Below are 26555 nucleotides of genomic sequence, written 5' to 3' on the forward strand. Positions count from 1 at the left end.
CAACCAGACATTCAAGCACTGCTTGCCTGACGGATGACCTTGCAGCTGGCAAGCGCTGATCAAAATGGGCAAGAGCGGCATGTGCGACGAGCTCGTCCCACCCCTGCACAAAATGGCCTGCATTTGGTAGACCCAATCCTACAGATTCCACAAGGCCTCCACCGCTAACCGCTGCCGATCCTTGCCGGGCGGTGCGAGCATCCGCTCGCGGAGGTTGGGATCCACCGTGATCGGACTGACGGCGGCGAGCAGCAGCGCGACCTCGCGGATAATGGCCTCGCGATACGCGCGCGAATGTTGGGACGCGCGATCCGCCGCCAGTTCGGCGACCTGCAGGCGGTCAAAGAAGCGGCGGAACAGGTCCTGGATCCGCTCGAGCGGATGCTGACGTGGCAGGTCGGTACATTCGGCCAGCGCATCGTCCTCCGCATTAGGGCTGCGGGAAAAACGCTCTGCCAGGCAGGCATCGCGCATCACGGCCTGCGCGGGGTCGTACTGAACGTAGCGGCAGCAGTTGCGCAGGAACGCGAGCTCGGCGTCGGGCCGCAGCCATGCCTCGAACCGGAACCCCTGCGTCCATCCCGGCTCGCCGATCGGGCGGGCGCAGCGCTTCGCGCGGTCGCCGGCCAATTCATAGGGGCTGGAGCGATGCTTGCGATCGCACTCGGATTCGGCCAGCTGCGGCAGCGCGCGGGTAAGGCCGTGCTGGCGCTCGTAGAGTCTCTCCACCTCGTCGCGCAGGTGCGGGTTGTCGATCAGCGTCGGCACGATAGCGCGGCACCAGCCGTCGTCCGATCCACCGAACTTGCTCTCGCGCTGGAGGATGCTGCGCGCGGTCGGCAGGCAGAGGCCGGCGGTGATGACGACGGCGAGTTCGATGGTGGCAGTGCCCAGCCTGTTGTCGGATTCCAGGCCGTGCTGGCCAGGTTGGCGATAGTCGCCTTCGAGCCCCTTCATGTTGTCGGCCATGTGGATCAGCGCGACAGCGGCTAGCATCCCAGGCTCGACGCCGAGGAAGTAGCGCACCGGCATGGCGCCCGCGACCCAGCGCACGCCGCGATAGCGGGACCGGAACACCGCGCAATTGGTAAAGGCGGTGGCGATGCGATCGCCGTCTTCATCCGATGCCGGGTTCATCGTCGGGTGGAGAGCGCGGACGTGCGCCGCGCCTTCGGCGATGAACGCGTCGGTCTCGATTGCCGCTACCCCGGTCAGCGACGAGCAGCCCAGCAGTGCCGCCTTCACGCCGTCGCGGGTGACGCCTTTTGCGGCCTGCAGACAGTCGATGATCTCGAACAGCCGCTCGAACTCGCTCATCAAGGCGGTGCCATACATCAGCCGGCGGAGCCGGCTGGGAATGCCGCTCTTCGGGTTGGACACCGGCAGATCGCCCTTGCGCATCTTGCGGCCGAGCTTCCAGGCCGTCACCATGTCGCGCCGCCACAGCGCGACGAACAGCGCCGGGTTGCTCTCCTGTAGCGCGACAAGATTGTCGCGATGCGTCGCGGTGCTGAACATCAGCAGCGACAGCTGCGTCTCGTCGGTCACATGACGAGCGTCGTGATCGACGAGGTGGATCACGTCACGGTCTTCGCCTTCGGCGATCCCGAGCGCCGCGCGATCGGCGGGGCGAACTTCACCGGAATCGCGGCAATAGATCAGGTGCGGCAGCGCGAACGGACTGTAGAGCGACCGCCAGCGCAGCACGACGAAATAGTCGGTCTGCCGCTTGCCGGCCGGAACCGGCACGCCATCGATAGTGACGATGGTGCCGTCGAACGCGAACCCGTCCAGCGCCGACAGGCCGGCGACGACGTCCCGCTCCGGCGCGGGAATACGGTCGCGGTCGGCCGCGAGATCGGCCGACAGGCCGGAGACCACGGGATGTCCGACCACGAGGATGTCGCGCACGCCGGGGAAGCGGATCTGGTCGCGCTCGGCGCGCCGCATCTCCGCCGACGACACCAGGTCGGTGTCCGGGTCATCGGCGAACCATCCCTCGGGGCGTTGGGCGAGCCGATCAGCATACGCCCACACGCCGCGAAACGGATACAACAGCTTGGTCGCCATTGTCTGGTCGATACGTTCCCCGTAGATCGGGCCGGGATATGCAGTCATGACGTCTTCCTCTTCGACCGCCAATCGGCGGCATAATTGTTCCATGCGGCGTCCTCGCGGGCCGTGTCCTCGGACTCGAACCGCTCCAAGTCCCCTTGTAGGATTTGGAGTCGCTCCCAAGAAGCGAACGCCGCATTGACGGCCTTGTAGAGCGCGTCGGGCGCGCTTGAGTCGGCGAGCGCCGGGCGCAGCTCGGCGAGCTCCCCGGCGATGATCGCGACCTCCCGCTCGATCGCGAGCGGATCGGGCAGACGGTGCGCATGCCCGTTGCGATCGATCCAGGCGAACCAGCCATCATCCGCCTGCGCCCGCCGCGCGAAGCGCGTCTGTTCATCGAGCCACGCCTTCGCCTCTCCCCGTGTCGCCGTGTCAGGCGGCGCGGTTCGCGACTCGCACGCCGCGATCGCGCGGCGCTGGAGCGCCGTCATCGGCGCGGCCAGGATCTGCGCGCGCGTCTCGGGCGCGCCAGCGGTCGCGGCGAGAATTCGTTCGTGCTCGCCATGCAACGCTACGACCAACGTGATGTCGGCGATCATCGCCGGCAACCGGTCGATATGCTCGGCGAGCTTCGCGGCCTCGGCACGCGTCACCGCGACGGCATGCGCATTCCAGCGGGCAAGATCGTCGCGTAGCTGGTCGAGCCGGGGCTGGAGCTTCCTGATCGCGGCGCGGGCCGGGTCGCGGATCATGCGGTCCGGATTGTCGAGCATGGCGACATAGCGATCCATCTCCTCCGCAATGGCCGCCGCCTCGGCTTCGATCGGCGCTGGGCTGTCGAGTTGGTGTCGCCGCCCGTCGCGGTCGGTCCACATGAACGCGCTCACGCCACGAACTCGCGATAGTTCATGTTGGCGCCATGCGCCTCCAGCCAGTCGGCGGCATGGCCGCGCGACACATGCCCCGGCACGTCGATGCAGCGCAGGCGGCAGGTGACCCGGATCAGCCAGCGCTGGTCACGCGTCATGCCTTCTTCGCGCCACGCGCCCTCGAGCCGGAACTCGGCGTCGCGCGCGAGCCATTCCGCGCGATCCCCGTCATAGACAGCGAGCCGGCGCGCCCAGGTCTCGTAGAGTCCGCGCGCAGACAGGTCGCGGTCGAAGCGGTCGATCATCATGACGATCGCCTGGCCGAACGACACCGACGGATCGATGTCTATCAGCTCGTCCATGTCGCCCCAGACCTGGTCGGCCCAGAATGCCAGCAGCCCGGCCAGCGCATCGGCGTCGATCGCCGACAGGCCGATGTTCACCAGCACACCGCCCAGCGCGATCTTATTGTGGACCTCGGTCGGCTCGGCGACCACCGTCTTGAATCGGGGTGCGACAAGCGCACGGCGGCGTTCGGTGATGGCCGCCCGATTCTCGCCAAGCCGCGCAATATCGGCGTCGGCCTTGGCCAACACGCGGTCGATGTCCGGCTGGCCATCGGCGTTTTCGTAAATTTGCGAATTCATGGTGCTTCCTCCTTCGGTGGAAGCGGTATGATCGGGCGATTCGGACGATGATCCTTCCCGGAGTTAAGTCCGGGAAGGATGACGGATTCAGGAGGGGTAGAGTTGGGGGGCTAAGATTGGCGCAAGAAATGTTTCACCGATGGCGAACCCCTCATCCCCCGTTCGGGCTCCTCGAAACGCCCCCCAACCCAAGGTGCATCGCTACATCGATGCGCTCGTCGGCGACGATTTCGGCCGCCAGTCGAAGCTGACCACCTACAGCGCCAACGGTTTCGCCAGGAAGAAGCTCGACACCGCGTCCCAATCGCTTCAACTCAGAAGCGAACGGCAGGAAAAGCAGCTTCGCCGTATCGAGATTCGCGAATGGCGCGCGGCCGAGCGCAGCGTCGCGGCCGACCTGCGCGAGAGCGACCACCGCATCCGCTTAATGTGGCGCTCGCTCAGGACCGGGGTGCGACCGGAAAAGAAGGTGCGGCATTCGCCGCCGAGGGATCGGAAGCGCCACTGGCCCTACTCGGCAGTCGCGCTGCCCAAATATGACGGCCCGGTGATCGATCGCCGCGGCGAGCGCGGCGTGTTCCTGCGGATACGCTATTACTCGCGGCGCACAGCGGAAGCTGGCGTGTCGCAGCGCGTCGTCAAATATTGCTACAACGGTGCTGCTATCGATCCGGATGGCAACCCGTATGTCGCGACCAACGTCGGGCTGACGATCGACGAGGCCCTGTGCGGGTTCGACCATCTCGAACAGGTCAACTGGGCGTCGCAGAAAAACGCCAAGCTGCTGATGCACGGCATCCTGGCGGTCGATCATCGTCAGTCGCCTGACGAGATGATGACCTGCGGCGTGCGCTGGGCAGAGGAGACGCTCGGCCGGTTCGACCTGCCGTATCTGGTCACGCTGCACGCCCCGCCGCCGGACGGCGACCAGAGGAACTGGCACCTGCACATCGTGTGGTCGTTCCGGCCTCTGGTCCGCACCGGGGACCATGAATGGCAGGTGGCTGAGATGCTGCGCACCGATCTCGACAATCCCGCCGCGATGAAGGTGTTCCGCGAGATGTTCGCGAGCGTCATGACCGAGATGTCGTTCGAGGCCGGGCAGAACCAGGTGTGGACCGCCAAGAGCAACGTCGATCGCGGCCTGCCGCACGAACCGCAGGTCCATCTCGGCGGAGCCGGCACCAACCGCGCGCGCAGCGGCGAGCGTGTCGAACAGAACGAGGAGAACCATGAGCGCGTCATGCGCTCGAAGGCGGCGGTGATCGACGACGAGCTGCGCCATGCCGACGAGGCGGTCGCGAAAGCGCAGTATGTCGCGCGCTCTGTCATCGCCCGCTTCGCCCGGACGCCGACGGTGCCGATGCGGATTCCGGAGCGGGTGGTCGCCGCTACGATGGCGCTGCCTGTGCCGGCGTTCGGCGCGCTGCCGCGACTGTCGTCCGCGTCTATCATCGTGCCGGCGGTAATTCAGCAGGGCAGGATCGAGCCCGCGAAGGTCATCGGATCGATCGTCGAGACGGGGCGGAAAGTGCCCCGCCGCTCTTCCGTCACGATCGCATCTGCGACGCCGCCGCAACGGCTTGCGCGCCCCGCGCGCCTCGAAATCGCAAATTTGCGAATTCCGGCACTCCCGCTTGCAACTATGCACAAGTTGGAGTCGGCAAACTTGCCGTCCGCACCGCCCCGGGCGGCCATTCCATCGTTGCCCGCATCGCCGCTCGCCGGCCCGCTTCGCACGGCGCAGACCGAGCATATCGCCATCATGCCGCCAGACACCGCAAGGGCGATCGTTCCCAAATTATCGATGGTCACAGCGGTCATGGTGTCGAGATCGATCCATGATATACCGACCGGACCGGTGCCGAGCCGATCGATCCAACCGGCTTCGATAGGGATGCAAGTGTCGATCGGGGCACTGCCCATATTGGCCAATCTCGATTTCATCGATCGCGTGATCGACCGCGCCAATAACGCGACACGTCTTGATGACGAACGCCGCCAGCGCGAGCGCGATGAAACCGTACGCAGGGAACGCGAGATCAGCGCGGCAACCGACCAGCGCCAGGCGGTCGATCGTCTGCTGCTGGCGATCAGGACTGAGCGTCATTACCTCGCCGAGAAGCAGGGCCTGCGAACGGTCGATGCAGCCCTTCTTCTGCGCTTCGGCTTGTCGGACGATGACGTTGCAGCTGCCCATATGCAGGACCAGCTTGAACAACTCGCGCAGGTTCAAAACGGCGAGCTGTCGCGGATCCATGCCTATATCTCGGCATCGCCGGATCACTTGCGCCGCGACGGCGAGCATTGGGCGCTTGATGCGGGCGCGCCCGCCGATATCCGTCAGCTCGTGACGGCATGGCGCAACGACCGCACATTCAACGCGGCGCTCAGCCGCCTTGCTGGGGCAAGACCCGGGGTTGTCGCCGAGGTTGCCGTGCCGGAGGCGAAAGATGCTCCCGGTAGTGCCTGGCGGCAGGCGCGAGCGAGCCGGGATCGTGCCATGGCGGCGTGGGATGCGAACGAGCGATCCGATGGCCGTGGCATGCCCCGCCCCGGTCAGCAGATCGATCGTCCGGGCGTGTCGCAGAATGCAGATCGATCAGACGTGGTGCGCCACCGGCCACCTCTTCCGGACCGAGGATTTGGTGATTGAGATCAGCCGGCGCTGGCACCGTCCGGCTGCCGGCGATCCAGGGCGTCAGTCCGCGCATCGCAGGACATTACGGCCTCTTCCTTGACGCCGTACATCACCCCGCGGAACTCGGTGCAAAAGCATTCGAGCCGTTCGGCGCCGGCCTTGTCCGCTATTCGGTACCAGCGGGCCGACGGACACACCGCGCAGACCGGGATTCGCTTCATTGCGCCGAGCAGGATCGGCGCCCCAAGCAGCGTGGGCCCCTGAAGGTGTTGGTTCTGTTCCAGCAGGTCGCGATCGTCGGCGGTCATGAAAGCCCGCATACGCGCCGAGATTTAACATCTGGCTATCGCCTCGACTGCGCTCGCGGATGACATCACTTTGAGCTCGTCGTGGAAAACGGACTGAGGATCAGTCCTGTCGATCAGGGTGAAGGATGGAAAAAAGGTGCTGGTGCGCCGGACCGTCCGCGCACCCTGATCAAGCCCGCGGGCTGCTGCCCGCTTCCAACCAACGAGGTGCAATATGCGCGGTTCAACGCGGCGGCCGGATGATGTGCGCGTCCCCGGCTCGATCCTGGCCTACGATATCGAAACCATCGCCCCGCAGGTCGAGGATGGATCGTTTCCGCCATGGCCCACCCACCAGCCAGTCGCCATCGGCTTTGCGGACGCCAGGCTATCCCGCGGTAGCTGGACGTTCGCCATCGACGCGATGGTTCTGATCCCCGGAGAGTGCGACGAGGCGACAATGATCAGCGAGGCGGACCGGCGCATGGCCGCAGCTGAGGTCGTGACCTCGTATAACGGGCGCCAGTTCGATGCGCTCGTTCTTCGTCTCGCTGCCCAACGCCAACGTCTGTGGGGCCTAAAGGCGCTGGCCGATCACGCTGCCGCTAACCGCTTCGGCGGCGAGCACGCCGACCTCGCGGACCTCTATGCCAGCCATGGCCGCAAGGTCGGGCTGGCTTCGATTTGCGACGAAGTGGGTATCCCCGTAAAAACCGATGTCGCGGGCAGTGACGTTGGCGCGCTGTGGGAAGCAGGCGAACACGAACGCATCCGCCGATATGTCATGGAGGATTCGGTCGCGACATTGTGCCTGTATCTGGCGTGGGGTGCAGCGCGATCGGCCGACGAAGCGGCGATCACGCGTCCCATGGCAGCCCTTGCCCGGCATATCGAGGCGACGCCGGGCCTGCAGCATCTGCACGCCTTCGTCGATTGCTCGCTGATGCGCTGGTGTCGCCCGCGCGCAATGAAGGCCGATATCGGCGCCGCGCTGAAGCGCGTCACCGCCCGGCTGCGCAGAGAAGAGGATGAGCGCGCCTTCGCCACCTCCTGATCCTGTCACCACCATCAACGCCCTGCCGGCCCGGTTATCCTCTCAGGTGACCGGGCCGCTTTCATTTCGAGGAATATTCATGACCACCGATACCGTTATTCTCGCCACATCCTGGATCCATCAGCCGGCTCTCGGCGACCGTCCCGCGCGCACGCTGCTGGTCGGCGCGGCGACCCTGACCTTTCGCTATCGCTTCGGCAGCGCGGGGTTCGACCTCGCGGCCCACAGCACCACCGTCACCGACGACCCGGTCGAGACGATCTCGTGGTTGGCCGACAGCTTCCATATCCCGCCGGGGCGATTGTTGCTGTGGCGTGCGGAAGACATCGTCGTGCCCTCGCTCATCGCCGCGGCCGAGACCGCGCGCGACGCACTCGCGTCGGCCAGGATGCTGCGCGAACTCGACCTCGTGTTCACCGGTGAGGTGATCGATGTCGCCGAGGCCTACGGCCACACGAACGCCACCTCCTTCGACGCAGTCGCGCACGGCGCCGACCTGAAGTTCGTGCCGATGACACGGGCCGATCTCGCCGAAGCGCACCGCACCGGCAATCACGGCGCGATCCGCGAGCATCTCGCAGCACGAGTCAAGGCAATCTGGCAGCTGTGGCTGGCCAGCCGCGAAGATACCGAGACGCTGACCGCCATGACCGAGGCCTGGCTGGCAACTCCGGACGCACAGGTGCGGCTGTGATGCAGGTGGTGGATGGCAAGCCGCACGTCCGCCCGTGCCGCTCGATCCCGTCGGACGGCAACGAGACCAACGAGTGGATCGCATCGATCGGCGCGCTCTATGAACAGCTGACCACGCTCAAGCCGTTGGCGGGCAGCTCGGTACTGACGCCCGTTCGGCACCGTGGCGAGCCCCGCATCGCCGCGACCCTGCGCGCGGAAGCACCGTGGATGGGGGCGGCGATCGACCGCATCGCCGATCAGGCGGCGATGAGCCTGTGGACGGGACGCCCGTGGTTGTCGTTGCGACCGATGCTGCTGGTCGGGCCGCCCGGTGCCGGCAAGACGCATCTGGCGCGGCGACTTGGAGCGCTGTCCGGCTGCGGTGACGCCGTGCTGTCGTTCGCCGGCGTCAACAGCAACGCCGAGCTGGCGGGCAACCCGCGTGGGTTTCGGCACCAGCAGCCGTGCTTTCCGGCGATGGCGATGCTGCGCACGAACACTGCCAACCCGGTCGTTATTATCGACGAGGTCGAAAAGGCCTGCACCGGCGATATGGGCGATCCTGTCGCCACATTGCTTGGCATGCTCGAGCGATCGACGGCGGCACGGTACTTCGATGGCTGTCTCGCCGCTGAAATCGACCTCAGCCACGTCAACTGGGTGCTGACAGCGAACCGCATCGACGCCCTGCCGGCGCCGTTGCTGTCGCGGGTGCAGGTGGTCGAGGTGAGCGGGCCCGGCCCGGAGCATGCCGAGGCGGTCCTCGCCACCCTTTGGCGCGAAGTTGCCCGTGACCTCGGGCTGCCGCCGGCCGCGCTACCCCGGCTCGAGGCGACCGCGGAAACGATGCTGCTGCGCCTGTTCCGCAACACGCGTTCGGTCCGCCGCCTGCGCCGCGCGATCGAGACGCTGGTGGCGGTGTCCGTACGGCACGTGCCGCGGACACTCAACTGAAGGGAAGATCGTGAAGTCACGGTTGGGCACCGTGGAAACGGGAAAAGTGCTCCGGCCTGCAGGCCGTCACCAAGAGGAAATGACCAATGGAAATGCTGCTTCACCACCAGAACATGATGCTCGCGCTCCGGAAGGAAATGGGCTGGCCGGCGTTCAAACCGGCCAACGACTGCATCTCGTTCTGTTCGGGCCGGCCGATGGACTTCGAGAACGGAACGGAAATCGCGCGCATCGCGCAGATGCTCGGCAAGGACGTCATCTACTCGGGCTGGGCAAGCAGCAAGGCGACCGCGCCTGTGGGCTTCACCGTCGCGTATCGCGAAATGCTCAGCGTCGACATCGTCGACAGGCTGGTTGCCTACGCCGCCAACGACGAGGCGCCACTCGTGCTGGTCAGCACCCGGAGCGACGAGCTCTTCGCCATCGATCGGCGCGGAACCCTCGTGCGCATGCCCGGCAAGCCGAAGAACATCGGGACGGGCCGCAAGCTGGCGATGAAACGGATCAAGGCCACGGCAGCGACCTTGGGCAGCGAGATGCTCAAGACCAACCGCTTCGTGAAACCCGGCGCATCGATCGAGCCGGAAGCGCCGGCCGAAACCGTGGTCCGCTTCGGCTGAGCTGTCACCACCACCCTGGAGAATTGCCATGAAGATCGATTTCCCAACCGAACCGCGCGGCCCCCGCAGTTACATCATCATCGACCTGGAATCCGCCGTGCTCGACGATACCGGCCACCGCCGTTACCAAGCGATGGAACGCTGGTCGCCCGGCACGGACGAGCAGACCAGCCGGCGCGGCTATCAGCGGCACGAAGACCCGCTCAAGACGCCGCGATGGCCGTTTCAGACGGTCGTCACGGCGTCGGTGATGCGGCTCGTCGACCACCCTGACGGCAACGTGGAGATTGCTACGTTCGAGACCTTCTCGGCGCCGGATTGCGACGAACGCGGCGTGATTGCGGGCTTGGTTCAAGCATTCGCCGACGCCCCCAAGAACACCGAACTCGTCACCTGGGGCGGCGCCATGCACGATCTTCCGCTGCTGCTATGCGCGGTTCTCCGTCACAAGATGACCCTTCCGCATGACTGGCGGTGGATGGCGTTCGGCGGTGACGGGCGGGTCCACCACGTCGATTTCGCACGTGTCCTGACGGGCGGGTTCAAGATGAAGCCGATCCATCAAGCCGAATATGCCGCTGCGCTCGACATCCCCGCCAAGATCACCGCCGCGCCATTCATGGTCACCAAACTGATCGATCAGGGCCGCTGGGATCTGGTCGCCGAGATCTGCGAAGGCGACGTCATCACCGGCGCCTGCCTGCTGATCCGTTGGCGTCGGCTGTTCGACGACCGGGCCGAGGCCGATGCGGCCGAGGACCGGCTGCTGCGGCAGATCTGTGAACTGAAACCGGATCGCGGCTATGTCGCGGCGTTGCAGGCACGGCGTGATGCGCGCTTCGCTGCGCAACTTACGCAGGCGGCCAACGATGCCGCCGTCCTGGCGCCGTGGTTGAACGACGAGGCAGCATGACGTGAGATGGGCGTATCTGGGGCGAGATTGAAACGGCTCCAGATACGCCGCTCAGATATTCATCTATTCCCCAACGCCACCGCCGCCGACCGCGATACCTGGCGCCTAGGTCCTTATGCCGGCGCCTCGCTCTAGCGCGGGTGACGAATCGCAGCTAGTCCCTCTTCGGCCCGCACTTGCGCGGAGCGAGCGTCTGTTCCATTTTTTCTTGCTGCCATATCGGCGAGATACGCCGGCGATCCGGCGGGCCGTCCCACGCTTTCAGCCTTACGCAGCGCGGCATAGTCCTCGCATCGTCGAACGGCGCCCCAAAAAACCGCAAAATCGCCCACGCGTTCGATCGCCGGCGCCACTTGTCACGACGTGATCGTCCTGCCCGGCGAAGTGGACGCGGGTACGCTGCCGAGGACTGGCAAATGCCCGAGCGCATGGCGCAGCATATAGTCGGCGAGCTGACTCGTTGGGAAGCGGGAACCCGGATCATGCGCGCGGACAGCCCGAGCGCTTGGTAGGCCATCGAGGAGGCCGCCGAGATATACGCGATAATCGCGAGGCTATCGAGGCCTGCGAACAGGCCGCCATCAACGTCAAGCGCCCGGTACGATGCACCATCAAGATTGCCACCCGCTGAAAACGTAGGCGGCCTACTTCGCAGAAATAATTTCGAGAAAATCCCTTCGTTGACGGATTCTCCGACAGGCTGCCGTTGTAATGATAGAAATAGCGCGAATACTGTGGCGACCAATCAGCATGATTTTCATGATTAATGTGCTCGGCCGTCCTTTCTAATAGTTTCTCCTTATATTGAACTAACTGGCCAACAGTGGCGTTGTAACACGCGGCGAACTTTCCTGCGTATCTAGTCCTGCGGAAAACTCGCTATTCTCCTGCATGGTTCACCTGGTTTGAGCTTGGGGCTCGGCTCCGGCCTATCCGGAGCAACCTTCGTCTTCAGCTTAGCTCCGGGTGGGCCGCCCTGAGAGCACGATCATACGATTTAGGTGACTTTGCTCTCGATTTGCGGTTCATTCGCGCTGTTATCACCAGCCGACGCCGCCTGCCAGATTGTTCTGACAAGTCTCCCCAGTTCCCACCGCTGTCAGCGGTTGTTGGGTTTCGAGTTTTTCCGGAGTCGTTGCTCGTGGATGAGCAATATCGTGTCACGGCAGTGCGGCGTCGTCTGCGCGATTTTCTCGAACAGGCACGCCTCTGCCGCTTTCCGGTTGAACGCGTGAACCGCCGCGGGGCACAGCAGCTTGGCATCCGCGAAACAGGCCTTGCGGCCGATGTCTTCGGCATGGCCCGGTGTAGATGCCAGCAGGAGAGTCGCGCTCACCCAAAATGCGTTCAGGCCATCGCTACCGCGGATTGATCGCCTCTGGTTCATACGTCCGAAAACTCCTTTCCCAAGACCGCTCTCTCCGAGGATTCGACGCGCCGGCGCAGCAGCCACGCAAGCGAGACGATGGCCACCAGCGTGATCGCTGCCAGCACCAGCCATGCCTCGTTGATGGCGTGCGTCAGCGCGAGCTTCTCGACCATCGGTGCGAGCAATTCACGCGTCTCGTCGTCGATCGGCTGGCCGCGCGCGGCTAGAAACGCATCGATCGGGATACCGACCGCGCGCGCCGTTGGCACGTCGCCGGCCAGCAAGCGGTTCTTGATCGTCTCGCCCCAACCCGGCGCTCGACCGTAAATGACGGAATCGACCAAAGCCAGGCCGATCGCGCCGCCGAGATTGCGCGCGACGTTGAACAGCCCGCTGGCATTGGGAATGTCGGCCAGCGCGAGATGGCCGAGTGCGATCCGCGTCGGCGGCACAAGGCAGAACATGATGGCGATGCCGCGTATGATCTGCGGGAGGAACATCGCGTCATAATCGGTCTCGCGCGTTTCGAAACCGCTCATTGCCAGCCCGATCGCGAACAGCGCGAAACCGAAGGCGCTGAGCAGGCGCGCATCCATGCGCTTTTCCAGCACGACCACGACCGGTGCCGCGGCGAGTTGTGCAAGACCGGTGACAAGCATGATGCGGCCGATCTCCAGCGCGTCGTGATCGCGCACCAGCGCGAGGAACACCGGCATCAGATAGGTCGCCCCGAAAAAGCCGAAGCCGAGCGCGAAGTTGAGCGTGCAGCCGACCGCCACGCGCGCATCCGCCAGAACCCGTACCGACGCTACCGGATTGGGGCGATCGAGCGCGCGGCGGAAGAACAGGCACCCGGTCAAAATGGCCGCGGCGAACAGCCCGAGCACGATTTGCGACGCCCAGCCCAGGTCCGGCGCCTGCTTCAGTCCGATGACGAGTGTGGCCAATGCGACCGACAGCCACAGCAGGCCGGTGATATCGATGTGGCGGATCAAACCATGTTGCGCCCGCCCGCGCGGCAGGAACAGCGCGCCGCCGGCACAAGCGAGCACGCCGGGCAAGACATTGACGAGAAACAGCCAGTGCCAGGAAAGGCCGTGCGTGATCTCACCCCCGACGATCGGCCCGACCGTCGGCGCGAGTACCGCCAGGATGCCGGCGATCGAGGTGGCGAGCGCCTCGACGCGCGGCGGAAACAGCAGGAAGACAGCGGAGAACACTGCCGGGATCAACGTGCCCGCAGCAAAGCCCTGCACCACCCGCCACATTATCAACGCGATGAAGCCGTTGCTCGCCGCGCAGCCGATCGACGCGATCGTGAACACCGAGATGCCGACGACGAACAGCCCGCGCATCGTCCAGGCGCGGGTCAGATAACCGGTGATCGGGATCGTGATGACCTCGGCGATGATATAGGCGGTCTGCACCCAGCTCATCGCCTCGGGCTTGATGCCGAGCGCGCCGCGGATCGTCGGCAGCGAGGTGGCGACGATCTGCATGTCGAGGATCGCCATGAACAGACCGAGGCACATCATGGCAAAGCCGACCCATGTCGCGACCGTCGCCGCGATCGGCGTCGCAATGTCGGCCGCCGGTTGCAAATCTGCGACGTTCACAGCGTGCGCCGGCGGGTCATTGTTCGGGCTCGCTGGTCGTGGTTGTCGTCGGCAATTCCGCGGTCGGCACCTGAACGGCGGCGCCGCTTTCTACCGCGCCATCGGCAACCGGGTTGGACACGCCGCTGTAAACCTGGCCGTCCGTGTTCGAGCGGATCGTCGACTCGTCGCGGATATTCTGGTCGAAGGCGCGCGCCGCGCGGTCCTGCACCTCCTGATTGTGCTGCCAGCCCGACATGATGTCGACCGAGCCACCGGCAGACGCCGAGCCGCTGGCCGGCGCACCGCCGCCGACATAGGCCGGGCTACCATCGCCCGGACCATCCTGACCCTGCCCGGCATAACCCGGTTGCTGTCGATAACCGGGCGCGCCGCCGGCCGCGGCATAGCCTGTCGCGTCGCTACGGCCGCCGTCACGTTGATTGCGATCGCCGCCCGCCGCCGCGATGCACAGCACCGCGCCGATCCCGGCAATGGTCCATTTCTTACGGGCGCTATAGCCCTGCCAGCGGGTCTTGATGTCGTCGAACTTCATTGCTTTTCCCCTGTTTCGTCACCGTTAAAACGTGAGTTGCAGCCCGCCCTTCGCGGCGTGATCGCGCACGCCATCGCCGAATACGCCTGAATAGGTCGCCGCGAGCGACAGGCGCGTGGTGACGTGCCACGTCAGGCCGAGATCGACGGACGCGCCGTCGCGCGCGAGCGGCGTTCCGGCGATCGGGAACGAGGCCTGACCTGCAAAACGCAGCATCGATTGCGGTGTGAGATTGCCATAATCGTGCGTCCACGCGATGAGCGCATTGAAGGACACCGGCGCGGTTGCCGCCGTGGACGCGCGCAGGCCGACCACCGATTGCACGATCGTCTCGCTTGCCCTGTCGCCGGTCAGCGCCGCCGCGCCGCCCCGTTCGGTGAAGCCGCCGGTGCGCGCGTTCGCGGCATTCACGCCGGCGAACGGCTCGATACTGCCGCGCCCAGCGTTCAGATCATAAGCGAGCTCGCCAAAGCCCTGCACGACGGATCCGTCATAGCTGGCGCTCGGGCTGTCGCTGAAGCCGGGGAAACCGGCGGAGCGCGCGGTAGCGATAGCGGCATGGGCATAACCGCCACCGATCCGGATCCGCACCGGCCCATAGGCCGCGCCGGCATAGGCCAGCACCTGCACCTGATCGGCATTGGCCGCGCTGGCGCGGGCGGGAATGCGCAGGTCGGTGCGCGTATAGCCGCCCGCCACGCCCAACCGCCAGTTCGCACCAAGCGCCGCATCCAGGCCGATGACGAAACCAGCCGCGTCGCGATCCAACCGTGCGGCGTTGCCGTCGCCATTGCTGCGGCCCCAATTGCCGTAACCCTGCGCCCAGGAGCGCGCTCCGTCCGTGCCATCGGCCGCCAGGGCGCGCAGTACCGCTTCGCGTGGCAGCCGGCTGTTCTCGATCATCGCGGTGCGGACCGACGCGTGCACCTCGCCCGACAGCGCATCGAACGCGGCGCGCGCCGTCGGCGCGTCGAGTTGGACTACAGCATTGTAGATCGTCCCGCTGCCGATCGCGTCGAGCGCATGCCCCGACGAACGTTCATTGAAACTGCCCCCGATCGCGGCAAAGTCGATGTCGTTGCGGGTCAATGTGAGGATCACGCTGTTGGCGCCCTGTGTCAGGGTCGGTGTGAGGAAGGCGAGGTTGCTGGTGACGCCCGAAAAGCCGCTGCCCGTCACGCCGCCGCTCGCGGTCAGGATCGTGTAGTTGGTGCCGCGCGCATAATTGCCAGCGCCAGCCAGCACCCGCACGGTACCGCCGTTGATCGTCGCGACGCCGCTCGACGCGATACGGTCACCGTTTCCCGCCGCATCGACCTCTACCTCGTAGATCGATCCCGCGCCAAAGGTGATCGCGCCGGTGTTGAGCGTGCCGATCGAATTGCCCGGGGCGATCGTCGCGCCGGAGGCGACCGTGACGGAGCCGACCGTGCCGGTGCCCTGCAGCCGCCCGCCCGACGCGATGGTCAGCAAGCCGCCAAGCCGTCCCCCGACCGACAGCGTGCCTGCCTCGATCCGCGTCTCGCCGGTAAAGGCGCTCGAATCGCCGGCGAGGGTCAGCATGTTGCTGCCGAGCTTGCGCACCAGGCCGGTGCCGCCGATCGCCGCGCCGAAGGTCACCGCGTCGCTGCGCGAAAAAGCCAGTGTGCCATTGTCGACTATGTCACCGGTCACCGTGCCGGTCGTGCCGCCATTGCCCAATTGCAGGGTGCCGGCGTTGATCGTGGTGCCGCCGCTATAGGTGTTTGTACCGGTGAGAATGAGCGTCCCGAGATCGTCCTTCACCAGCCGGCTGGCGCCGGTCAGTGTCGCGCCGACCGTCCCGCTGTCGCCAGCGCCCGCCGCTGAGCCATCGCCGACCCGGATGGTGGTCGCCCCGCCATCGCCGGCCAGCGTCAGCGCGTCGCCCGCGACCGTCCAGCCTGTGCCGATAAACTGCACGCCCTTGGCCGATACCGCGCCCAGGCTGTCGTCGATCGTCACGGTCCCGTTCGCGGCGCCGCGGCCGCCCTGGAACACCGCGAAATTGCCCAGCCAGCGATCCGAGCGTGCGCCCGCGGCATTGGTCCAGTTGGCGGTCGGCCCTGCGCTCCATGTGCCCGATCCGCCGACGATCGTGCCGGTTGGTGCGGTCGTGGCGCCGTTCCAGAACTGGATCGGCCCCGGCCCGCTGGTGACCACCACGTTGATCTGGTTGGCGACCGAGGTCTGCACGGTCAAATCGGCTATATTGGTGCCCATCGGCACGCTGCCGATCGCGAGGCCATTGTCGGTCAGCGTACCGCCATAATCGAACAGTCGGTACACGCCCGCGCCGAAGCCGCCGGCACCGGTGACGTTGAGGGTTCCGTCGAGCGTGAGGTTGCCGCCCACGTTGAACAAGCCGGCGCCGCCCGGCGCACCGAGCGTCGCATTGACGATCGACCCGCCGGACAAGGTGAGTTGCCCCATTGTCAGTGTCTGGCCGGTCATTCCAACAAGCGTGGCACCATCGGCAATCGAGACCGCGTTGACGATCTGACCAGCCCCGCCCAGGGAGCCACCCGAGGCGACCGCCACGCTGGCATTGCTTAGCGTGCCGTTGACCAGCAATGTGCCTGCGTTGACGGAAAAGGTGCCGGTCAAGCCTGCGCCGGACACGCCGTTGAGAGCCCAGACTCCGGCTCCCTGTTTTCGGGCGGCCCCGAAATTGGCCAATGCGTTGACGCCGAAATCAAAGACACCCGCCGTACCGGCTGCACCGTCGAGTGCGAAGGTGTCGATCACGGAGGGACCGCCGCTATTGATGCCGCCATCGATCGAGCCGCCAATCACAAAGGTCGGGAGAAGCGTGATCGTGTCCGCGCCATCGCCAAGATTGATCGCGACCCCTGGCGTGCCGCGCTGGATGGTGCCGGCGACCACCAGGTTGTCGATGACTTCGGGATAGACGCTGCTGCCGGGATCCTGACCATAGGTGACCCCGCTCTGGCTGAACAACGAGCCGCCTTGCTCGATCGTGACGTTCGCATGCACCGGCGTTTTCACCGTTTGCCCGGAGGCTCGGCTCCCCGAAATATAGAGTGCGTTCGAGGTTCCCAACGCTTCGACGCGTCCGGCAATGTCGATCGTCACCGTATCGTTGCCGACAGCCGAATAGGCATTGACGAAGATCGCACGCGAAGCGCCCCGGCTGGTGACCTTCCCCGTCGCGCCGATCGTGATGCTGTCGCCGACGCCGGCCAGGATGCCCGTCGCCTTCTGCGTGCTGATCGTGCCATCGACGATGATCGTCGAATGGCTCGTGCCGGTCGTCGAATAGGTGCTGATGCCGGTGGCGCCACTGCCGCCATTGCCGAGTGCCGATGTGTTGCCTGTCGTGATGCTGCCGGTCGACAGCAGGTGCACGGTCGAATTGACGCCGACCTCGACGGCGACGCCCCCGGACGAATTGGTGATCGCGGTGTCGCCGAGAGACGTGATCGCGCCACCGATCGTGACGTTGGCGTTGGCGCCGAGCTGGATTGCCCGGCCGATGCCGTGGAGGCTGATCGACGAGCCGGCTGCGGTCACGACAGTGACGCCGGTCTTGCCGAAGCCGTCGATCGGGTTGGACGTGTCGCCCGACAGCGTCCCGATCGATCCGGTGGCGCCGATCGTCAGCATGTCGCCATTGCCGACCGAGATGCCTTGGCCGCTGGTCCCGGTCGCGCTGATCCTGCCGTCGATGACATAGACATTGCCGCCAGCACGACCATCGATCGCCCGGTTGTTGGCGGTGCCGTTGGTGGTGATGGCGCCGGTCTGGCCGACCGTCACCGTCGCGCCGGCCAGACCGGTGGCATTGCCGCCCTGGGTAGGGCCGGTGATGCCGCCCTGACTCTGTATCAGGCCGTCGACGATGACGGTAGAACCGTCGCCCAGAAGCAGCGCCGAATTGTTCGGCAGCGCCGGGTTGCCGGTCGTCGTATTGGCTTCGAGATGGACATGCGTCTGCTTGCCGAGCCAGATCGACGGGCCACTCGCCGGCACGATCGACCCGCCGATCGCTAGATCGAGCGTCACCTGATCGCTGCTTGCCGCGATCACGCCCGTGGTGCTCGCGCCGGTGCACGCAACATTGGCCCCGGTCGCAGGAGCGGTGTTGGAGCAATCCGCGTGGGCGGCATTCGCCGTCAGCATTGCCGCGATCGATCCGGAGGCCTGTAGAACTATGCGCAAGGTCCGCTTTGCGCCGACTTTTCTGGTCCGATTTGAATCCAGATCACTACTACACGGCAAAGCTGCCGCATTATTCGTGCCTCGAGTTGCTGGTTTCATAAAATATAAATGCATTCTCGGCGCCCCTTAATTTGTAAATCAGCGAACGGAGGATCGTTTTCACCGCGATCTTTTCCGATCGTTTTTACTGACCCCGCCGCATCGGCGCCCAGCCATTGCCGTTCCACTGATAAAAACCACCTTGATGCTGCACATAGGTGTGCCCGCCTTGCTGGAACGGCCGATTTTCAGGGGCATTATTCGGCAGCCAGCGCTTTTCGCCGGTATTTGGATCGATCTGCGCAACATTGCCGCGCACTACATTCTGATCAAAGCGCTCCGCGCTACGGTCCATGCGAGCGCTGTTGGCGTACATGCCCTGTCGGTAGCTGGAATATCCCTGCTCGCGCGTTCTTTGCGCGCGCTGCTGGCCCGCAAACTGATCTCGCTGGGCTTGCAGGCCGCCGGCCACATTAGTGCCGTTGGCGGACATCATTTCAAAATAGGCAAAGCGCTCGAAGCTCATGGGTGGTCCACGATATTTAGCGTATTGTTTGCGCACCCATGGACCGTAGATTTTCATATAGCGTGCAAATGTCGCCTGCTGCGCCTGCGCCAGGCGATTTTGGTTGCCTGTCGTGATCCGCGCCATGCACGCGTCAAAATCGGGGCGTCCACCGCAACTCCGATAACTCTGCGCTTGCACCGTTGTGGCAGAAAGCAGGCCTGCCAAACATGCGGATCGAAGTATTATAGAGAAATACATAGTTGTTACTCCGTTCGTATTTTCGTAATTCAGAAATATAGTTGGATGCCGGCTAAGTCGGATAGGTAGAATGCGCGTCGTTCGGCCAAACGAAATTGGTGTGGGTGATCGAAACGCTGAAATCGAGCGCCGTTACCTGATGCCACCAGCCGACGGGCAGAAAGAGTGCATCGCCAGGCTCCAGGATAATCTCATGCAATGTGACGCCTTGCAGCAGCGGGAAGCGTTCAAAATCGAGATCTGATCTTTGGAGGTCGATAATTTCGCTGAAGACATGGTGATCGTTGTACAGTCGCCAAGTGTCGCTCGGTGCCGCCATGATCACACGCTTGCGCCCAGTGATCTGGAGCAGAAGATTATTGGTGAGGTCATGATGGAGCGGCGTGAAGGTGTCCGCAGGGCCGATCCACATCATGCCACGCGCATTTTCAGCGAGAGGATCGATTATGCCTTCGATCATGCCAAGGTCGTCGTGGAGGATCGAAAGTGCATCGCGATTGGACGCAGAATTATAAGCAGTGACGTATAAATCATTGCCGGCGCCAGAACACATGATCTGATCAACGAATGCGCTGAACGGAAGAGTCTGTTTGTGTGCGTCTTTGTAGCGCTCAAACTGAGGGTCGGATGTGCGGCCGACCTGCGCTTCGATCAGCGCATCGCCGATTTTTGTGCGCAGATAGGTCGGGGACCAGAGCTTATGCGCTGGCCATTCCGCGACCGCGTTGGCCAGCACAACGGGATGATTGCGTGCGTAATATTCATCGAGGAACATTTGCCCCGTCACGCCCTCTTTGCGGAAGATGCCGCTGGCGGCCGGTGACAACCCACGAAGTTCCGCCTGGGTGCGGATCATCCAATCACATTTGCTCAGCGCGACTGTGGGTGCATCGGGAGCGGGCGCGGCAGCAGTTTGTTGCCCTCGCGCCGAATGCGCGACGGGGCATTTCGGGGAGGCGTAACCGGCGGCGGCCGTCGAGTCGAAGTCGCCAATGCGCAACTTGGATTTGTGATCATCGACCTGCGCTTCACCGTTAGCGTCTACGCCACGATAATAGAGCTTCTGCCATTTATCGGAGGGTTTTGAAGGAGGATGAGCAGCGACATCGGCTTGAAAGGCGTCGCGCGACTGGCTCCACTCCTGATACTGCGCCTTGAGTTCCGGCGCGGCCTCAATCGATTGGAAATGGGGCTGAACCGCCTCGATCAACTGCCGCTGAACCGGGAAGAAGAAGCAGAACGGCTCATTTTCCTCAAATCGTACCGGGTGATTGGCACGAGTGAACCGCCAGTTCATTGTAAAGGAATAAGGCGACCAATCCGTCTCGATAATTCCGCTTAACGGGGCGATGCCGTCTTTCGCGATATTCGGGCACCCACCGACCCACAGGTTCCAACCAGGGGGTGTCCGCATGATCCCTTCGACATGAAACGTTAGTGTCGCTTGACCAAACAAGGCCACCGGAACAATCGGATGCGCTGTTCCCTCATCGACTCGAATGGCGACGTCATCCGGATTTGGGCCGCCATTCCACACTGCTTCAAAGCCGCAGGGGCTCAGAATCTCCCAGCCATGCGCATTCGCGATGCTCAGCGGCAGGCAGCGATAGGCAAACGATTCAACTGAATTGTCCATCCAGTCACGGCGCGAATTAGCCGACCGAATACGGGGCGCCCAATTCGGGAATAGATAGCAGATTAAGTCCACATAACCTCCCTACAGATGCCTAAAATACCCGCGTCAAACCCATTTCAACACGTGTGCGATTAAAAGTGTAAAGCGAAATATTGCTTCGGTTACTGGCATATGAGACTATTACTCGAGGCGTGAAGCCAAAATAATCAATCCGCCTGTTAAGGATTGCCAGCTGAGCCGCCACCAATCGATCATTACGCACGACTCCGAAGGCGGCCAATGGGGCATCGTATTTTGTGCGCGCGTAACTTGGCTGAACAGACGCAGAAAATCCGCCCGAAAAATCATGATAAGCTGTAAAGCTGACCAGACTCGATCGATTTGCATAACTTGCAATAGCGGCCGTTTGGCGGCTTTCTGATATGTATGTCTTTATAACCGTGCTCGAGTTTGGCGTATAGAAGCCGCCCAGTGACAACGTTGTTCCTAGACCGCTTTGCAATGGGTTCAGGGGATAGTTGGTGTGCTGGCGCGACGCGCCATACTGAAGCCCAAAGCGAGCGTTCACGTAGTAGGTGGCATCAATACCTCCACCGAGCGTGTCGCTATAGACCGCGCCACCATACCAGCGCCGCGCGGCAAATCCTTGCAAGCTGACATCCCAGCGCCGCAGAACAATGCGTGGGCCCGCGCTCGTCGACAATGTCATATCGTTGAATGCACCGTCGACGTATTGGGAACGGTGGAGCTGACCGGCGAACAAGAACTTGATCTTGCCGGTCACCGGTTGTGCCCATTGCCCGCCTACATCAAGCGCAAGGCCAACCCCGCTGTGCTTCTGCGCTGCTTGCGACAATTGAAACGGTAAGCCGTATAAATTGACGGAATCAATTGCTGGGCCAGCATTCAAATTTGAGTCCGGGGCAAAGGCAATTGAGAAGTTATAGGTGAATTTCCGTAGCTGTCTGATCCGGGCAAGAAAGCGGTTGATATTTATCTGGATCCCCGGCTCCAATTTTCCGGCACTCGCAAAACGAAATTGGCGCTCCGCATTGTCGTAATCATGCGCAAGAAAGAATGCTCTCGCCAGTTCCAACCGCACGCGCGCTGCCTTGGGATGGCGCACCAGCATTCTACGCAGCCTGCGAATTTCTGCCGGGTAATCCTTGTCTTGTAGATCAAGCATCGCCAGCAAAAATTGCGTTTGCGGTTCGTCCGGATCGGACTTTTCCGCGCGCAGCAGTACTTTGCGGGCGTCATCGAAATCACCATGCTGCATCAGCAGTGCCGCTGCCTCATTATCTGATACGGTTTGGTGTATGACGGTTGGCTTTTGGCCAACCGTCTGTGCACCAACATGCAGACAAAATGCAAAACATCCTACAGTCACGAACAAAATCGACCGAAAACAGTGGGTGAGGCGAATAATCACCGCCAATTCTCTTTACGGCAATACAATCACGTTGCTTTTGCTGATTGTCGTGATCGTACCCAGCGCCGCGCTTTTGCCGTCACTCAAAGTCCAGATGAGTCCGATTTGGTCGGCAGTTGGGCCGTAGAAGCCGCCTTTAATCGTGCCTGTTGCCCCGGGGCCGATGGATGTCAGGTTGGCAGGGTTGCTGGTAACGGATGACGTGCCGGAAATGGTGTTACCCGAGATCGAACCGGTCATAGCAACATTGTTCCAGGGGAGTTTTGCGAAGATCTCGCCGTTGCTGTTGTAAGTACCGGTTCCGTATACAGCCACCGTGTTGGTAAGGGTGCCGTTCACGGTTCCCCCGGCGAAGTCGGCGGTGATATCAATCTGTCCCGCGAGGGCCGCTGAGGGCCCGCCATTGCCGTTGAAGAAGGCACCTAAACCCACCGGCTGCGCAGCGCTACCTGCGTGGTAAATGGCGCTGCCCGTCGTCGGCATCGCCGATGTCGGCGTTTGATACCCCATAATAAACACGCTGACATTGCCGGAGGCATTGATTGTGTCTTTAGTAGCGACCGTCGGAACATTGGTTACAGTCCAACTGCCCGATGCCAGCCAGCCCAATGAGGAGATGCTTATCTCCAAATATTTTCCTGCGCTCGCTCCACTTGTGATCGGAACCGAGCCAGACGACACATTGGGATCAACTGCCTTGGTCAGGTCGTAAGTCTGGTTGACGCCTAGGCTTGGGATGCTGATTGAGAGAACCGAATTCTCGATCGGCCCGGGCTGTGGCGAGACAATCGAGATTGTCGCGCCCTGCGCATTGGTGGCGGCATCCGCACCATAACTCGCCGCGCCGCCCTGCGCATGGCCGTTTGCGTCGAGTGTCTGCCCACTTGAGGAAAATGCGAGAGCTGATTGCGTGAGCGCAAACGTCGTACCGGCAGGGGCTGGCCTGGCTGGAATATTACCTGGCTGATCAACTTGATTGGGGTAACGTTGCTGGCCATCCGAGAAATTATAGCCGGCTGAGGTAGCGGTTTGGTACCCAGCAGCGGGTGTCGTGGGCACCGTGGTACCAACCGTACCGGGCGCGGGAGGCCCGGAGAACGTGGTTGTCGTGGGCGGCGGGGTTGGCGTCGGCGTGGGAGTCGGCGTCGGGGTTGGCGTCGGCGTGGGAGTCGGCGTCGGGGTTGGCGTCGGCGTGGGAGCCGGCGTCGGTGTCGGGGTTGGTGTCGGGGTTGGTGTCGGGGTCGGCGTCGGCGTCGGCGTGGGAGCCGGCGTCGGTGTCGGGGTTGGCGTCGGTGTCGGGGTCGGGGTTGGCGTCGGCGTTCTCGTCGGGGAATGAGATGCGAGCGCAATTGCACCACCTGCAATTCCCGCAGCGAAGACAGCAGGCAGGGCAGTGTTCAGATGTAGGCGAGATTTGTGGTGCGGTTTGGTTTTTGGCTTGGCTTTTGGCGAGACCTGTGTGGTCGGCGTTGACGCGACGTTTTGCGCGAGCACTGGAGCGACCGCGATCGACGCTGCTGTGGCCAGCGTAACGACTGTGGCCGACAATTTGAATTGCGCGTACATGCTAAACCCCTTGCAAATGCTGAACCGAATTCTTCCCGCGATCACTTCGCGGGTTTACGTGGGCGGCGCATGACCCATTTGCGCTATGATCTGCTGACAATCTCCTCTAACTGCTTCCGCTTCACATTCGGGCGGACACGGGGAGTGGGCCATGAGGGTTAGCGGAACCGGTGAGGTAAGCGACGAACGACTGATCGACCTGATCTACGATTCGCCTTTTGACGATCGGCTATGGACGCCATTGCTGAGCGAGTTGGCAGATCGCTGCGGGGCCCATCCGGCCAACATCACGGAACTCAATGTCATCGAGGGGCATGGCGACGGCTTGTCCGTGCGAACCCCGTCTGACACTCTGCAGGTCTATCGTACTCGGTGGACTCAGGCCAACCCTTTGTTATTGGTGGATAACCTGTTCGATTATTCGGCGGGTTGGACACCGCGCATTTTGCGCGACAACGACTGGATTGATCGCGACGATTTCGAGCGAAGCGCTTACATGAACGAGTTCCTGATTCCGATCGAGGCATCGTATAATTTAACAATGAGACTATCGCTCGAAGGCCCATGGCTCACCACGATTGGGTTAGGGCGGCCAAAGCGGAAAGGTCAGTTCGAGACGCGCGACATTGCGGCAATTGCGCCGTTTCACTCCCATCTCATTCGTGCTTCACGAGTTCGGCGTCTTGTTGCTCTGCAGCAAAGCCAATTGGATCGGCTGGACGTCCTGCTCGAAGATTCCTCGCATGCGCTGTTCTTCGTTGCTGACGATCTGAGAGTAATTCGATGCACGGCGGCCGCCGAAGCAATTATTCGGGACAATCCATTATTTCGACTAGTAAATGGCCGACTGCGCGCCACCGTTCCCGCGGCCAACGCGTCCCTCGAGATGGCGCTGCAAGCAGCATTCCGGTCGGGTCCGCCGCCCGAACCGTTGCTCCTGCAGGGTCTTCGGCCAGACTCCAATCTTAGCATAACCATTTCGCGCATGAGCGAACGCATCATGGCCGGATTTTCAACATTCCGCTGCCTGCTCGTTGCGGTCAGTAAGAGTAGTCCGACTCAATCCACTTCGCATGACATACTCCGCGAGCGCTTCGGCATGACCGGTGCCGAGGCAAGGCTCGCGCTATCCCTCTTGGCGGGAGCAAGCTTGCAGGCGACAGCGGATCAGAATACAGTATCAATTCACACCATCCGCAATCAATTGAAATCGGTGTTTCACAAGACTGGATGCAGCCGACAGCAGGATTTGATTCGCGCATTGATAGCGCTCGACTTGCCTTCATGCGCGGACGGCTAGCGAGTGGCGGCCGACGATCGCAAAGGCGCAACGGGACTTCGCCGACTCGGGTTAATCGGATTCACGCTTTCGGCGCTGTCCCCTGTCGCATCGATCTTCATTACCGGCTCGGTCTTGCTGAAGTTGGTAGGGACCGGCGCTGCGCCCGCGTTAATCGCGGGTTCGATCATCGCAGTGCTGGCGGCATTGCTTTACGCCGAAGTCGCGGGGGCGGCGCCGCACGCAGGTGGTGTTTACGCAGGGCTTCGCGTCTTGCTCGGACAGTGGGCGAGCGACATCACGGTCGCACTCACCTTGTTGACCGCTCCGGCCTATCTAGCGTTCTCGGCCAAAGGCCTCGCGCGCTACCTGAATGAAGTCGTCTCGCTGCCCGGCACGTTGCCGATTGCTGGGGCGGCGTTGATCGCGGCGGGCATTGGTGCGGGCCTGAGATTGCGGAGCGGCATTCTCATCGCATCGATGCTGTTGCTGATCGAGCTGCTGGCGGTCGGTACACTCATCGTATTGGCTGCGCCCCACGTTGTGCGCCCGCTGCACGAGATTGTTGCAGCGCCGGTGCTGGTTGCAGCCGGCGCAATCCACCCCGTCACAAATGTCGCGTTGGCGTTTGCGACGATCGCAGCCACCTTTGCCTGTTCCGGGGCCGTGTGGGGTAGCTATCTGGGTGAGGAGACAAGTCAAGGGCCACGACAGTTCGGGGGCACGCTGGCACTGGCGGGGCTTCTTGGCGCGCTGCTGGTCGCAGTGCCATTGATTCTGGTCACCCTCGCTATTCCCGATCTCGCGAGCACTATCGGCAGCGATTCGCCGCTTGTGACGTTCGTGGCCGAGCGCGCCGGAACCGGACTTGCGCTCTCATTGAGCCTTGTCGTCGTCGTGGCGATTTTCGCCAACATGTTGACTATGACGATCGCGCTGTCGCGGTTTGTCTTTGCTACTGGACGGGGAGGCATCTGGCCCGCGCGACTGGCGATCTCGCTCGCCCGCCTCAATCGCCATGATGTGCCGATCGCCGCCACGGCACTGTTGGTGATCGCTGCCATACTGCTGCTGTTCTTGTCTGAGAAGACGCTGCTGATCGTGTTATCGGCAGAACTGATCAGCCCGTTGCTTGTCGCACTTGCAGTGCTTGTGGGACGTCGTCGTGCAAAGTGGTCGCGATTTATGGCACCGGCACACCCACTATTGCCGTTGATATGTGTTGTGCTGGCGAGCCTGTTTCTTTTGCTTGAGTGGAGCGTATCTCCAACAGGTCGTTTGGGACTGATCGCGATGGCGGCCGTAGTGGCGACCACCATCATCGCACGGATGATTCGCCTTCGACGGGGAAATGCATCCGCGTCCTCGAAGGTGTCGAGGCGCTGATAGAACACCCGCGTGG

General features: G+C 63.1%; 21 protein-coding genes. 9 read left to right on the forward strand and 12 right to left on the reverse strand.

The window, feature by feature from the left end; all coding sequences use genetic code 11:
- Positions 1–138: 138 nt before the first annotated feature.
- The 3 genes from ON00_RS07645 to ON00_RS07655 are packed head-to-tail and all read right to left on the reverse strand — an operon-like array spanning position 139 to position 3571.
- Positions 139–2118 carry a hypothetical protein gene (locus ON00_RS07645; protein WP_010404612.1) on the reverse strand — a complete coding sequence of 660 codons (1980 nt, stop codon included), beginning with the start codon at positions 2116–2118 and terminating at the stop codon, positions 139–141.
- A complete protein-coding gene (locus ON00_RS07650) occupies positions 2115–2942 on the reverse strand; it encodes a hypothetical protein (RefSeq protein ID WP_029622524.1) in 828 nt (275 codons plus the stop codon). The genes ON00_RS07645 and ON00_RS07650 overlap by 4 nt, the downstream gene beginning before the upstream one ends.
- Positions 2939–3571, reverse strand: coding sequence for a hypothetical protein (locus ON00_RS07655; protein WP_010404616.1), 633 nt, complete (start codon positions 3569–3571; stop codon positions 2939–2941). The genes ON00_RS07650 and ON00_RS07655 overlap by 4 nt, the downstream gene beginning before the upstream one ends.
- A gap of 193 nt (positions 3572–3764) precedes the next feature.
- Between ON00_RS07655 and ON00_RS07660 the strand changes: the two genes are divergently transcribed.
- On the forward strand, positions 3765–6227 hold the full coding sequence (locus tag ON00_RS07660; RefSeq protein ID WP_010404617.1) for a hypothetical protein: 2463 nt from the start codon (positions 3765–3767) through the stop codon (positions 6225–6227).
- A 2-nt stretch (positions 6228–6229) separates the two neighbouring features.
- Here the strand turns inward: ON00_RS07660 and ON00_RS07665 are convergent, their stop codons facing one another.
- Positions 6230–6520, reverse strand: a complete 291-nt coding sequence (locus ON00_RS07665) for a hypothetical protein (RefSeq protein WP_154651295.1) — start codon at positions 6518–6520, stop codon at positions 6230–6232.
- A 214-nt stretch (positions 6521–6734) separates the two neighbouring features.
- Here ON00_RS07665 and ON00_RS07670 point away from each other — a divergent pair, with 214 nt between their 5' ends.
- From ON00_RS07670 to ON00_RS07690, 5 genes are all read left to right on the forward strand, one after another.
- Entirely contained in the window at positions 6735–7553 is an 819-nt protein-coding gene (locus ON00_RS07670) for a ribonuclease H-like domain-containing protein (RefSeq protein WP_010404621.1), read from the forward strand.
- Between the two features lie 79 nt (positions 7554–7632).
- Complete coding sequence (locus tag ON00_RS07675; RefSeq protein ID WP_010404624.1) at positions 7633–8247, forward strand: hypothetical protein; 615 nt, start codon at positions 7633–7635, stop codon at positions 8245–8247.
- Positions 8247–9182: an AAA family ATPase gene (locus ON00_RS19810; protein WP_010404627.1), complete on the forward strand. Its 936-nt coding sequence runs from the start codon at positions 8247–8249 to the stop codon at positions 9180–9182. The genes ON00_RS07675 and ON00_RS19810 overlap by 1 nt, the downstream gene beginning before the upstream one ends.
- An 86-nt stretch (positions 9183–9268) precedes the next feature.
- Positions 9269–9802: a PDC sensor domain-containing protein gene (locus ON00_RS07685; RefSeq protein WP_010404628.1), complete on the forward strand. Its 534-nt coding sequence runs from the start codon at positions 9269–9271 to the stop codon at positions 9800–9802.
- 28 nt (positions 9803–9830) lie between these two features.
- A complete protein-coding gene (locus tag ON00_RS07690; protein ID WP_010404630.1) occupies positions 9831–10715 on the forward strand; it encodes a hypothetical protein in 885 nt (294 codons plus the stop codon).
- Positions 10716–11814: 1099 nt separating this feature from the next.
- Here ON00_RS07690 and ON00_RS07695 read toward each other — a convergent pair.
- From ON00_RS07695 to ON00_RS20875, 8 genes are all read right to left on the reverse strand, one after another.
- Positions 11815–12051: a hypothetical protein gene (locus tag ON00_RS07695; protein WP_211207116.1), complete on the reverse strand. Its 237-nt coding sequence runs from the start codon at positions 12049–12051 to the stop codon at positions 11815–11817.
- Between the two features lie 47 nt (positions 12052–12098).
- On the reverse strand, positions 12099–13700 hold the full coding sequence (locus ON00_RS07700) for a DHA2 family efflux MFS transporter permease subunit (protein ID WP_010404634.1): 1602 nt from the start codon (positions 13698–13700) through the stop codon (positions 12099–12101).
- Between the two features lie 16 nt (positions 13701–13716).
- Entirely contained in the window at positions 13717–14235 is a 519-nt protein-coding gene (locus tag ON00_RS07705) for a hypothetical protein (RefSeq protein WP_010404635.1), read from the reverse strand.
- Positions 14236–14259: 24 nt separating this feature from the next.
- On the reverse strand, positions 14260–18396 hold the full coding sequence (locus ON00_RS07710; protein ID WP_010404636.1) for an autotransporter outer membrane beta-barrel domain-containing protein: 4137 nt from the start codon (positions 18394–18396) through the stop codon (positions 14260–14262).
- Positions 18397–18619: 223 nt separating this feature from the next.
- Positions 18620–19126, reverse strand: a complete 507-nt coding sequence (locus tag ON00_RS07715) for a hypothetical protein (protein ID WP_010404638.1) — start codon at positions 19124–19126, stop codon at positions 18620–18622.
- A 166-nt stretch (positions 19127–19292) separates the two neighbouring features.
- Complete coding sequence (locus tag ON00_RS19815) at positions 19293–20948, reverse strand: DUF6065 family protein (protein WP_083834082.1); 1656 nt, start codon at positions 20946–20948, stop codon at positions 19293–19295.
- 19 nt (positions 20949–20967) lie between these two features.
- Complete coding sequence (locus tag ON00_RS20120) at positions 20968–22308, reverse strand: surface lipoprotein assembly modifier (protein WP_154651297.1); 1341 nt, start codon at positions 22306–22308, stop codon at positions 20968–20970.
- A gap of 12 nt (positions 22309–22320) precedes the next feature.
- Complete coding sequence (locus tag ON00_RS20875; RefSeq protein ID WP_211207117.1) at positions 22321–23367, reverse strand: transferrin-binding protein-like solute binding protein; 1047 nt, start codon at positions 23365–23367, stop codon at positions 22321–22323.
- On the opposite strand from ON00_RS20875, the gene ON00_RS21035 reads away from it, so the two are divergent.
- From ON00_RS21035 to ON00_RS07745, 3 genes are all read left to right on the forward strand, one after another.
- Positions 23360–23644 (forward strand): hypothetical protein, encoded by a 285-nt coding sequence (locus ON00_RS21035; protein ID WP_211207118.1) that lies wholly within the window; start codon positions 23360–23362, stop codon positions 23642–23644. The genes ON00_RS20875 and ON00_RS21035 overlap by 8 nt on opposite strands.
- 381 nt (positions 23645–24025) lie before the next feature.
- The gene (locus ON00_RS07740) at positions 24026–25174 is read left to right on the forward strand and encodes a helix-turn-helix transcriptional regulator (RefSeq protein WP_010404645.1); all 1149 of its coding nucleotides are present in this window, start codon (positions 24026–24028) and stop codon (positions 25172–25174) included.
- A gap of 3 nt (positions 25175–25177) precedes the next feature.
- Complete coding sequence (locus tag ON00_RS07745) at positions 25178–26539, forward strand: amino acid permease (protein ID WP_010404647.1); 1362 nt, start codon at positions 25178–25180, stop codon at positions 26537–26539.
- Positions 26540–26555: the final 16 nt, after the last annotated feature.

It is taken from the genome of Sphingomonas echinoides ATCC 14820 (assembly GCF_000241465.1).
Classification (GTDB): domain Bacteria; phylum Pseudomonadota; class Alphaproteobacteria; order Sphingomonadales; family Sphingomonadaceae; genus Sphingomonas; species Sphingomonas echinoides.

What these genes read in the sequence shown, in the direction of transcription:
- ON00_RS07645 (WP_010404612.1), bottom strand. Translation starts at nt 2,118, where the DNA reads ATGACTGCATATCCCGGCCCGATCTACGGGGAACGTATCGACCAGACA.
- ON00_RS07705 (WP_010404635.1), bottom strand. Translation starts at nt 14,235, where the DNA reads ATGAAGTTCGACGACATCAAGACCCGCTGGCAGGGCTATAGCGCCCGT.
- ON00_RS07715 (WP_010404638.1), bottom strand. Translation starts at nt 19,126, where the DNA reads ATGGCGCGGATCACGACAGGCAACCAAAATCGCCTGGCGCAGGCGCAG.
- ON00_RS07655 (WP_010404616.1), bottom strand. Translation starts at nt 3,571, where the DNA reads ATGAATTCGCAAATTTACGAAAACGCCGATGGCCAGCCGGACATCGAC.
- ON00_RS07670 (WP_010404621.1), top strand. Translation starts at nt 6,735, where the DNA reads ATGCGCGGTTCAACGCGGCGGCCGGATGATGTGCGCGTCCCCGGCTCG.
- ON00_RS07740 (WP_010404645.1), top strand. Translation starts at nt 24,026, where the DNA reads ATGAGGGTTAGCGGAACCGGTGAGGTAAGCGACGAACGACTGATCGAC.
- ON00_RS07675 (WP_010404624.1), top strand. Translation starts at nt 7,633, where the DNA reads ATGACCACCGATACCGTTATTCTCGCCACATCCTGGATCCATCAGCCG.
- ON00_RS07710 (WP_010404636.1), bottom strand. Translation starts at nt 18,396, where the DNA reads ATGCTGACGGCGAATGCCGCCCACGCGGATTGCTCCAACACCGCTCCT.
- ON00_RS07665 (WP_154651295.1), bottom strand. Translation starts at nt 6,520, where the DNA reads ATGACCGCCGACGATCGCGACCTGCTGGAACAGAACCAACACCTTCAG.
- ON00_RS19810 (WP_010404627.1), top strand. Translation starts at nt 8,247, where the DNA reads ATGCAGGTGGTGGATGGCAAGCCGCACGTCCGCCCGTGCCGCTCGATC.
- ON00_RS07685 (WP_010404628.1), top strand. Translation starts at nt 9,269, where the DNA reads ATGGAAATGCTGCTTCACCACCAGAACATGATGCTCGCGCTCCGGAAG.
- ON00_RS07690 (WP_010404630.1), top strand. Translation starts at nt 9,831, where the DNA reads ATGAAGATCGATTTCCCAACCGAACCGCGCGGCCCCCGCAGTTACATC.